Here is a 10,604-nt window from a genome sequence, read left to right on the forward strand (position 1 = left end):
AATCTTAGGCATACGTTTTCTCCTTATCAGTCAAAAAAGTCTAGAAGTAATTCTATGTCACTAAGCTCTGTAGCAACTTCCCTGAACCTGTCAGGGTGCTGATCTTTATTTAACCCCACAATTATCGAAGAGCTGACTTCCCTGCCATGTTCTAAATATGACTTTAAAAGCTCTTCCCTTCTAAGGATATTGTAAAGGCCATATTTATCTGAAAGTCTAAGTGCGTCATCCCTGCTTACAGATAGCTCTCCCATAAGCTTTTTAAGGGTAGCCTCGTATTTTTTTCCATCTCCAGAAAAACTTATCACCATAGGAAAATAGTACTTACCATCCTCAAAGACCATGCGCTCATCAACTATCTCAAAGCCTCTGCCTCTCATATATCCGCGAAACTCCGGGATGTCTGACTGTGGCTGCAATACTCCGGCCTTGATTCCAAGGGATGCGATATCTCTTTTCTCAAGGATACTCAGCATGAGTTTACCGCCCATACCTGCTATCACAAGGGAATCGACCTCTCCGTCCTCAAGTGCAAAAAGACCATCTGAGAGTCTTACCTGTACCTTGTCAGCGATACCAAATTCAGCCACATTATTCCTAGCTGCAGATAATGGCCCTTTCCTGAGGTCCATGGCTATGGCACTTTTGGATATCCCGCTAAGGACCAGATACATGGACACGTATCCATGGTCACAGCCAACATCAGCGGTACAACTAAAGGGCTCGAACGGCAAGGCATCGAGCAAATCCTCGGAGACAGGTCGCAAGTCACAGGGGACGGTCCTCTCTGACTTGCGCCGTAAGTCAAGGAGAACCGTCCCCAATGACTTGCGAACCGTTCCCAATGACTCACTAACAGTGATCAGCCTTTCAGACATCCTGCCCTTTAGAACATCTAATCTGTTGTCCATATAGTTTTCCTATCAGTCGAGGTAATCCTTGAGCTTACGGCTGCGGCTTGGATGACGGAGCTTACGAAGTGCCTTGGCCTCGATCTGTCTGATACGCTCACGGGTTACGTTGAACTCCTTACCAACCTCTTCAAGGGTTCTTGCTCTTCCATCGTCAAGACCAAAGCGAAGGCGAAGAACCTTCTGCTCACGCTCTGTAAGAGTATCAAGAACCTCAACCAGCTGCTCTTTGAGCAGTGTAAACGCTGCAGCATCTGCAGGTACAGGAACGTTGTCGTCCTGAATGAAATCACCAAGATGGCTATCTTCCTCCTCACCGATAGGAGTCTCAAGAGAAACAGGCTCCTGGGAAATCTTAAGGATCTCACGTACTCTTTCAACAGGAAGGTTCATCTCCTTTGCAACCTCCTCTGGAAGTGGCTCACGGCCAAGCTCCTGAAGAAGCTGACGGCTTACACGGATGAGCTTGTTGATGGTCTCAACCATGTGTACAGGGATACGGATTGTTCTTGCCTGGTCAGCGATAGCTCTTGTGATAGCCTGCCTGATCCACCATGTAGCGTAGGTTGAGAACTTGAATCCCTTTCTGAAATCGAACTTCTCAACGGCCTTGATAAGACCAAGGTTACCTTCCTGGATAAGGTCAAGGAACAGCATTCCTCTACCTACATATCTCTTGGCAATACTTACAACAAGACGAAGGTTAGCCTCTGCAAGGCGCTTCTTGGCTTCATTGCCTTCGTAAACGGCCTGCTCAAGCTCTTTCTTCTTGGCAGCTGAGAGCTTGTTCTTGCCCTCGTCCTCTGCAAGAGCCTTCTCAGCGTCAATACCTGCCTCCATAGCCTTGGCAAGGTCGATCTCCTGCTCAGCTGTAAGAAGAGGTACTTTACCAATCTCCTTAAGGTACATTCTGACAGGATCCTCGATGCTGATTCCGTCAGGAACTGACAGGTCGATATTCTCCATATCAACCTCGTCCTCATCTGTAAGGACCATATCGTCATCGTCAGGAATATCATCATCAGTATCAGATACCCTAAGAACGTCTATTCCGGAATTCTCAAGAACTTCAAGGACGTTATCAAGCTGCTCCTCATTAAGTCCCATATCTGCAAAGAAATCGCTGATTTCTGCATACTCAAGAACATTTTTCTTTTTCTTGGCAAGAGCAAGGATTTCCTTGATCTTCTGGGAAAAGAGCTCCTTGGCTGCCTCATCAAGTTCTCCATCCCCTGCAGCTACAGGTGCTTCCTCTGTCTTTGCAGCCTTGCCTCTTGTCTTCTTAGCTGGTTTTTCCTCTGCTGACTCTGCAGCTTTCTTTGATGCTTTAGCTGCCTTGGCTGGCTTTTCTTCAGCAACTTCCTTAACTGCCTTGGCGCTCTTTTTTGCAGGTGCCTTAGCTTCTTCTGCTGCCTTAGTTGCCTTAGTAGCCTTCTTAGCTGACTTTTCCTCTGCTACTTCTTCAGCATCCTTCTTGGAAGTTTTCTTTTTGGTATCTTCTTTCGCAGTCTCCTTAGTAGCAGTAGCCTTAGTAGCCTTCTTAGCAGGTGCCTTTGTTTCTTCCTTTGCAGCCTTTGTAGTCTTAGCTGCCTTAGTCTTCTTCTCTGTTTCTTTTGCTGTATCTTTCTTAGTTGCCATTTTTACTCTTTCCTTTTCTTTTTTGATAGATTTTTTCGATTATGTCCTATGTATTCTAGTCGTCAGGAGAAATATCTGCGTGAGATAGTTTTTCCAATTCTTTCTTGCCCTGTATGGTTTTTGTCAGATAATCAGGGTCATCAAGTTGAAGCTCTTTTTTCTGGCGCTCGTAGCCAGAGTGCTTGACTGCGTAGATGATATCTCTAAACGCTTTGCGCCTCTGCTCTTTGGTCTCGATCTCCACCAGATTGGTGTTGAACATCTCAGCTACCTGCCGGTGTTCCTCCTCGTCAGTGAAGTGGTCAAGCACTGATGCCGGTGAAAAGTTCCCAGCCTCCAGGCCTTTAAAAAGTTCTTTTGCAACACTTCTGTATAGATCATCTGAGAAATCCTCAGGTGTTACCCATTTAATAACCTTAGGGAAAATAGCAGGTTCATCCGAAAGCCAGGTAAGAAGGAGCCTCTGGTTTTTCCTTGCTCCATCGTCCGGACTCTTTTTTACTGCTATTCCGGATTTTGGTCTTTCTATCTGTCTTACCCCGCCGCCTCTTGCTGCAGTATCAGCTACAAGCCTTCGAAGGTCATCTATGGCAAAGCCAAATCTTGCTGCCACAGCTTCAATGTAGTTTTCTCTCTCGAGAGCCTCTTCAAATTCGCACAGCTTCCCTGCCAGTTCCCTCTGGAACTCGGTCTTGGAAACAGGATCACTAAAATCATATCTGGACTGCATGACCCTGACCTCGAAAAAGAAGGTGTTCTCTGCGTTTTTGATCCTCTCCTCGAAAGCCTCTCTGCCCTCGTTTTTAATGAACTCGTCCGGATCCTTGTGGGGACGAAGATCAAGGACCTTGCCCTTAAGTCCCGCGTCCTTAAGTATTCCGATTCCGCGAAGTGCAGCCTTGGTTCCTGCTTCGTCGCTGTCATAGGATAGTATCACAGTGTCTGTGTACCTCTTAAGGATCATTGCCTGACCAGGAGTAAAGGCCGTTCCAAGGGAGGCAACTGCCATGTCAAATCCCGCCTGGTGCATGGCGATTACGTCCATGTAGCCCTCGCAGATTATCATGTATCCAGCCCTTGAGTTCTTGGCATAGTTAAGTCCAAAGAGGTTTCGGCTCTTATCAAATATCGGAGTCTCAGGTGAGTTTAAGTACTTGGGCTTGGCATCTCCCATAACTCTGCCGCCAAAGCCAATGACCTTGCCAGTGGCATCCATTATAGGGAACATGACTCTGTTCCAGAACTTGCCTGAAGTGCCTCTCTTTTCATCAAAGGAAGCAAGCCCCGCCTCGATTATCTGCGCATCCGAGTATCCAAGCTTTTTAAGATGACCCACAATGTCATTGGAGCTTAGACCTGAATAACCAAGTCCAAAGTGCTTAATGGTATCATCAGACAGCTCCCTCTTTCTAAAGTACTCAACTCCTACCTGGCCCTCAGGCCTTTTGAGATTTAAGTAATAGTACTTGGCCGCCTCTTTATTGATATCAAACAGGATCTGCTTTTTATCCCGAAGAGCCCTGGCCTGCGGCGAATTGTCCTCTTCAGGAAGGGTTATCCCTGCCCTGTCTGCCAGCTGCTTAAGTGCTTCTGCAAATGTTAAGTTGTCATATTTCATCAAAAAAGTGATCACGTTACCGCCGGCTCCGCAACCAAAGCAGTAGTACATCTGCTTGCCTGGTGACACAGAAAACGAACCGGACTTCTCATTGTGAAAAGGGCACAGGCCAAAATAGTTGGCTCCCTTTTTCTGGATATGAACATACTGCCCTATCACATCCACAATGTCATTGCGCGACCTGACTTCTTCTACAATCTGATCTGAATAGCGCAATTTCTTTTCCCCATTTCAATACTTTTATAGAACTGTCCAGGATTTTGGAATGTAAACCTCCTGGAAAGTGGCAACTGCGTATCTGTCTGTCATTGAGCTTACATAATCACAGACAATGCGCTCCCTTGAAGCCTCGCCCCTGTCCATCATCTCCTTAAGATAGTCAGGAAGCTGATCGATGTGCCCCACATAATAGTGGTAAAGGATCTTGATCATGTCATCGACCTTGGTCTCCTCCCCCTTAGCCACCGGGTTTGTATATACTCTTTCAAACATAAAACGCCTTAGGGCATGGAAAGCCTCGTAGACTTCCTCTGACATCCTGATGTCATCCTTGTCCATGCTGTTGGCTATGATATCGTGAATGAAACCATCCAGCCACTCGCCCTTGGTATGTCCCAGGACACTGGTGATGGAGTCGGGAACGTCGCTCTCTTCTATGATCCCGCCTCTGATGGCATCGTCCATGTCGTGGTGCATGTAAGCGATCTTGTCAGAAAGACGCACAACCTTGCCCTCAAGTGTTCCAGGGGTCAGATCCATCTCGTGATTCAAAATCCCATCACGAACCTCCCAGGTAAGGTTAAGTCCCTTGCCATAGTTCTCAAGTTTCTCAACTATTCTAAGGCTCTGCTCGTTGTGCTTAAACCCCTCAGGACACTCCGCATCAAGCGCCCTCTCTCCAGCATGACCAAAGGGCGTATGTCCCAGGTCATGACCAAGAGCAATGGCCTCCACCAGGTCCTCGTTTAAGCGAAGAGCCTTGGCAATAGTCCTGGCATTTTGCGAAACTTCAAGGGTATGGGTCATGCGCGTCCTGTAATGATCGCCATCCGGAGACAAAAAGACCTGAGTCTTGTCCTTGAGGCGCCTAAATGACTTGGAATAAAGTATACGATCGCGATCTCTCTGGAAACAAGGCCTTATGTCGCAGGGTTTTTCTTCTTTTTCTCTTCCCTTGGAATTCATGCTAAGACAAGCGTGTGTGCTTAAGATCTGAGTTTCTCTTTCTTCAAGTTTCTCACGTATCTTCAATGCTGTTCTTCTTTCTCAGGTAGATTATGGGGACAAAAAAGTCCCACATCTACTATTATTCGACGTGGGACTTAAAAATCCTTTTTATTTATACAAAATTAATTTGTCCATTCACTTTTTCGGCTCTCATACTGCTCATTTATCCAGGCTACAGCTGCTTCAAAACCCTCCTGAGATACGTCAAAGTGTTCACTGACCATTAAATCCTTGTCAGTATTTGCATAGGAATATGGCTCAGGCCATACAGTAGCCATAAGTGTCGCCGGTTCCCTGTCTTCCTTCTTTACGAAAAAGACATTTTTCAGTGGTTCTCTTGCCAGCCTGTATCTCATTCCCTTGTGGCTTCCAAAGTACGCCTCGCCATATTCATAATGTGTTAAGTTAAAAAAGCTTGATAACTCAATTTCCATGTTTCCAAAACGTCCTATCTACTGCCATTTTGCGACTAGGCGCACATCACCTGAATCTGCTAAAGAACTGGGCCATAGGTCCAACTGTGGCCTGAAGATCTGTGATCGCCTTATTGAGTCCTTCAAAATCAATACCAGCCATATTATTGACAGCCTGTGTAAGGGGCTCAGTATTATCATTGACCAGCTGATTCAGATTCTTACTGGCTTCTGTCATCTCCGCAACCATGGCATTGATATTCTCAACAGAACTGCTTGCATCTGCCACCATCTGATCAATATTGGTAAGCGTCATAGTTACCTTAGGCACCAGTACGATCATAGCCACCAGCACAACCACAAATATACCAACTGTAGCCAGTGTCGTTATCCTCTGTAAAAAGAGCTGTTTCTTAGCCACAATGAGCATCGCAGCCATGGCCTGCTCTTTATCTGCAATTACCTGCTCTTTATCTGCAATTACCTGCTGAACTTCCTGATTGTTTTCACTATCGCCCATATCCTGCCTCCTTAGATCTGGTGATACTCCTGCAGTGATTTGATGTGGCCGCAACCCTTAGCCTTGACTTCAGTGATACCTTCTGCTGCTGCCTTAGCTGCTGCTACAGTTGTGATGTATGGAATGCGAGCCTTTATTGCTGCGCGGCGAAGATATCCGTCGTCGTGCTCTGCTCCCTTTCCAATTGGTGTATTGATCACAAGCTGCACATCTCCATTCTTGATAACATCCTCTACGTTTGGTCTTCCACCCTCGTAGTTCTTCATGATCCTTATTGCATCAATGCCTGCATCTACTATGTTCTCAAAGGTCTTGCCAGTAGCGTAGATCTTAAAGCCCTCATCAGCAAAGGCTCTTGCAATATCTGCTGCCTCTGGCTTGTCCTCAGAATTAAGTGAAATAAGTACTGCTCCCTCCAGCGGAAGTGCTGCTCCTGCTGCCTCGTAGGCCTTAAAGAATGCTTCGCCAGGAGTCCTGGCAAGTCCAAGGACTTCTCCAGTTGAACGCATCTCAGGTCCAAGTACCGGGTCAACTTCAGGGAACATATTAAATGGGAATACAGCCTCTTTTACTCCATAGTAAGCTGGCTCTTCCTTTGACTTATTAGCAATAAGCTCCTGAACTGGTGAAGGTCTTCCAGTAAGCTGTGATGTGATGATATCTGTAGCTACTGGTACCATCTTTATTCCGCAAACCTTGGATACAAGAGGAACTGTTCTTGATGCTCTTGGGTTAGCCTCAAGAACATATACAGTGTCGTCCTCGATGGCGTACTGCATGTTCATAAGACCAACTACGTTCATCTCAACAGCGATCTTTCTGGTGTATTCCTCGATGGTGCGAAGGTTCTTTTCAGAGATGTGCTTACTTGGAATGATGCAGGCTGAGTCTCCGGAGTGGATACCAGCAAGCTCAATGTGCTCCATAACAGCAGGAACAAAGGCCTGTTTTCCATCACTTATGGCATCTGCCTCGCACTCAAGGGCGTTGTGAAGGAACCTGTCAATGAGGATAGGTCTGTCAGGTGTAACACCAACAGCTGCCTTCATGTAGCCTTCCATGCTCTCTTCGTCTCTTACGATCTCCATTCCTCTTCCGCCAAGGACAAAGGAAGGACGAACCATTACAGGATATCCGATCCTTGCAGCGATCTTTTTAGCACCCTCTACGTCAGATGCCATTCCTGACTCTGCCATAGGGATACCGAGCTTTTGCATCATGATGCGGAACTGGTCTCTGTCCTCTGCAAGATCGATAACTTCGGGAGTTGTACCAAGGATGTTGACACCCTCTTCCTTGAGCTTGGCTGCAAGGTTAAGAGGTGTCTGTCCACCAAACTGAGCGATAACTCCAACAGGCTTCTCTTTTCTGTAGATCTGAAGAACATCCTCTAGAGTAAGTGGCTCAAAGTAAAGTGTATCTGATGTATCATAGTCAGTTGAAACTGTCTCTGGGTTACAGTTTACAATGATGGTCTCAAAACCAAGCTTTTTAAGGGCGAGAGCTGCATGTACACAGCAGTAGTCAAACTCAATACCCTGACCGATCCTGTTAGGGCCTCCGCCAAGGATCATGATCTTCTTGGAACCGCCAGCGCCCATGTCCTTAGGGTTCTCAAGGCTTGCGCCCCTCTTATAAGTTGAGTAGTAGTAAGCTGCCCCTTCGGTGCCATAAACGTGAACGCCGTCCCACTCCTCAGTAAGTCCCTGTTTATCTCTTGTATTTCTGATATCATCCTCAGAAACATCAAGTATCTGGGAGAGATATTTATCTGCAAAGCCATCTTCCTTGGCTTTAACCAAAGCATCCTCTGAAGGAACCTGTCCCTTAAACTTGGAAACCAGCTCTTTTTCTTCATCAACAAGCTCTTTAATCTCGTTAAGGAAATAGTGCTTAACCTTGGTAATATCAAAGAGCTCATCAACAGTGATGCCCTTCTTAAGTGCCTCATATATAAGGAAATATCTCTCTGAGGAAGCGTCCTTGAGCATGCGAAGAAGCTCATTCTTGTCCATCTCCTCGTACTTTTTCACGTTGCCAAGGCCGTATCTGCCCTTTTCAAGAGATCTGATGGCCTTCTGAAAAGCTTCCTTGAAATTCTTGCCGATGGACATAACTTCGCCAACAGCTCTCATCTGGGTTCCCAGCTTGTCCTCTACGCCGTGGAACTTCTCAAATGCCCAGCGGGCAAACTTAACAACAACGTAGTCGCCATTAGGAACGTATTTATCAAGGGTTCCAAACTTGGAATCCGGAAGCTCTGAAAGTGTAAGTCCTGTAGCAAGCTTGGCTGATACAAGGGCAATCGGGAAACCTGTTGCCTTACTTGCAAGGGCTGATGAACGGGAAGTACGAGGGTTGATCTCGATAACAACGATCCTGCCAGTCTTAGGGTCATGGGCGAACTGTACGTTGGTTCCGCCGATAACGCCGATGTGCTCAACAATCTTGTAGGCCTGGCGCTGAAGCTCTTTCTGAAGGTCCTCAGAAATTGTCAGCATAGGTGCTGTACAGAAGGAATCACCTGTGTGAACACCAACAGGATCAACGTTCTCAATGAAGCATACGGTGATCATGTTGTTATCCTTGTCTCTTACTACCTCAAGCTCAAGCTCTTCCCATCCAAGGATTGACTCCTCAACAAGAACCTGGTGGATGATAGATGCTGCAAGGCCTCTTGCGCATACAGTCTGAAGCTCTTCCTTGTTGTAAACAAGTCCGCCGCCTGCGCCGCCCATGGTGTAGGCAGGACGAAGAACTACAGGATAGCCAAGTTCGTCAGCTTCAGCTAAAGCTTCCTCTATGCTGTAGCAGGCCTTTGATCTTGCCATCTCAATGCCCAGCATGTCCATGGTCTTTTTAAACTCTGTCCTGTCTTCGCCTCGCTCGATTGCGTCAACCTGGACACCTATTACCTTAACATTATATTTATCGAGGACTCCTGCCTTATATAGCTCAGAGCACAAATTAAGACCAGATTGTCCGCCTAAATTAGGGAGTAATGCATCTGGTCTTTCTTTTTCAATAACTGCCGCAACGCGCTCGACATTAAGCGGCTCAATATAAGTCTTATCAGCCATCTCCGGATCAGTCATGATAGTTGCCGGATTGGAGTTAACTAAAACAATTTCATACCCAAGGCTACGAAGGGCTTTGCATGCCTGTGTCCCTGAATAGTCAAATTCACAAGCCTGTCCGATAACGATAGGCCCTGAACCGATTATAAGTACTTTGTGGATATCTGTTCTCTGTGCCATTTTGTTCCTCCCCGATTAATCTTTTTCCATCCCTACAATTCTATTATTCAATCGGCACAAAGACAAGTATAAAATTATTGATTTTATTTAATCTCTTTTAGTATATTTTCCATGGCCTCATAGTCCTCTTTTTCGAAGCAATTTCTTAATTTTGTAATGATCTGCACATGCTGCTCAGAAAAAGAAAAGTCCTCCATCTCCTTAAAGGTCTTACCAAGGAACTCCCTATTTTTCTCCATTGCACCGGCTTTCAGCGCAGTATACATGCTCTTTATAAGAATTTCCCCAAGGTCCTCATCAGATACAGCGTAATCTTCTACTGCAGTACTATTCTCCTCATCGCCAGTATCCTCAGCCGATACAGGATTCTTTTCATAGAACCTTTCAAGAGGCTCTTTAAATCCCCTAAGCTCTTCCATAAGGCTGTCATGGTTCTTTCTGATAAAAGAAATATCTCCAGCCTTACCTGCCATCTCCAAATCTTCAGCGTCCTTAGAGAGCTTCTGCGCTCCTACAAGGCGGGCAGAGCTCTTTAGAGCATGGACTTTAGTGGTGTAGCTGTCGAAGTCACCATCTTCGTAATAATCCTCAAGTTCCTTTATCTTCTCCTCAATTGATTTATAGAAAATAGACAGCACTGAGAGGAAGGACTCCTCAGATCCACTGTTTTCAATAGCAATGTTTTTATCAATGCCTATGATGCCTTCAAACCACTCCTCTTTTCTTTCTGTAGCCACCTGTGGTCTTAACTTTCGATTATTATCTGGCACTATTACCGGTGCATCATCATAGGAAACCAGCTTTTCAAGGTTATATGCGCGGTCTATTTCATCAATGTACATGATGGCAAAGGCACCTGAGCCACAGCTGATAGACATGACAGCACAGGCCTTTTGGAATATCACGTTTTTAAACGGGAATCTCAAAAGAACCATCTCCTTGATCTTTTCAAGCATCTCCTCAGATACACCTGCGTGGGTGATAAATACAAAGTCAAGATTGGGTTTAGCATTCCTTGGA

Annotated in this window: 8 protein-coding genes; all 8 read right to left on the reverse strand. The window is 45.9% G+C overall.

What is annotated here, in order from left to right; all coding sequences use genetic code 11:
• Window positions 1–26 precede the first annotated feature (26 nt).
• Complete coding sequence (locus tag J6I68_RS01585; RefSeq protein ID WP_292216675.1) at window positions 27–911, reverse strand: class I SAM-dependent methyltransferase; 885 nt, start codon at window positions 909–911, stop codon at window positions 27–29.
• 12 nt (window positions 912–923) lie between these two features.
• A complete protein-coding gene (rpoD, locus tag J6I68_RS01590) occupies window positions 924–2,096 on the reverse strand; it encodes an RNA polymerase sigma factor RpoD (RefSeq protein ID WP_292216690.1) in 1,173 nt (390 codons plus the stop codon).
• Window positions 2,097–2,604: 508 nt separating this feature from the next.
• Window positions 2,605–4,383: a DNA primase gene (gene dnaG, locus J6I68_RS01595; protein WP_292216676.1), complete on the reverse strand. Its 1,779-nt coding sequence runs from the start codon at window positions 4,381–4,383 to the stop codon at window positions 2,605–2,607.
• A 24-nt stretch (window positions 4,384–4,407) separates the two neighbouring features.
• Window positions 4,408–5,418, reverse strand: coding sequence for a deoxyguanosinetriphosphate triphosphohydrolase (locus J6I68_RS01600; RefSeq protein WP_292216679.1), 1,011 nt, complete (start codon window positions 5,416–5,418; stop codon window positions 4,408–4,410).
• A 98-nt stretch (window positions 5,419–5,516) separates the two neighbouring features.
• Window positions 5,517–5,828 (reverse strand): hypothetical protein, encoded by a 312-nt coding sequence (locus J6I68_RS01605; RefSeq protein ID WP_292216681.1) that lies wholly within the window; start codon window positions 5,826–5,828, stop codon window positions 5,517–5,519.
• 46 nt (window positions 5,829–5,874) lie between these two features.
• On the reverse strand, window positions 5,875–6,327 hold the full coding sequence (locus J6I68_RS01610; protein ID WP_292216683.1) for a hypothetical protein: 453 nt from the start codon (window positions 6,325–6,327) through the stop codon (window positions 5,875–5,877).
• 11 nt (window positions 6,328–6,338) lie between these two features.
• Window positions 6,339–9,584, reverse strand: a complete 3,246-nt coding sequence (carB, locus tag J6I68_RS01615) for a carbamoyl-phosphate synthase large subunit (RefSeq protein ID WP_292216686.1) — start codon at window positions 9,582–9,584, stop codon at window positions 6,339–6,341.
• An 83-nt stretch (window positions 9,585–9,667) separates the two neighbouring features.
• On the reverse strand, window positions 9,668–10,604 hold a 937-nt coding region (locus J6I68_RS01620; RefSeq protein WP_292216688.1), incomplete at its 5' end, for an Hpt domain-containing protein.

It is taken from the genome of Butyrivibrio sp., from assembly GCF_017940685.1.
Taxonomy (GTDB): Bacteria; Bacillota; Clostridia; order Lachnospirales; family Lachnospiraceae; genus Butyrivibrio.

What these genes read in the sequence shown, in the direction of transcription:
- J6I68_RS01585 (WP_292216675.1), bottom strand. Translation starts at nt 911, where the DNA reads ATGGACAACAGATTAGATGTTCTAAAGGGCAGGATGTCTGAAAGGCTG.
- J6I68_RS01605 (WP_292216681.1), bottom strand. Translation starts at nt 5,828, where the DNA reads ATGGAAATTGAGTTATCAAGCTTTTTTAACTTAACACATTATGAATAT.
- J6I68_RS01610 (WP_292216683.1), bottom strand. Translation starts at nt 6,327, where the DNA reads ATGGGCGATAGTGAAAACAATCAGGAAGTTCAGCAGGTAATTGCAGAT.
- carB (WP_292216686.1), bottom strand. Translation starts at nt 9,584, where the DNA reads ATGGCACAGAGAACAGATATCCACAAAGTACTTATAATCGGTTCAGGG.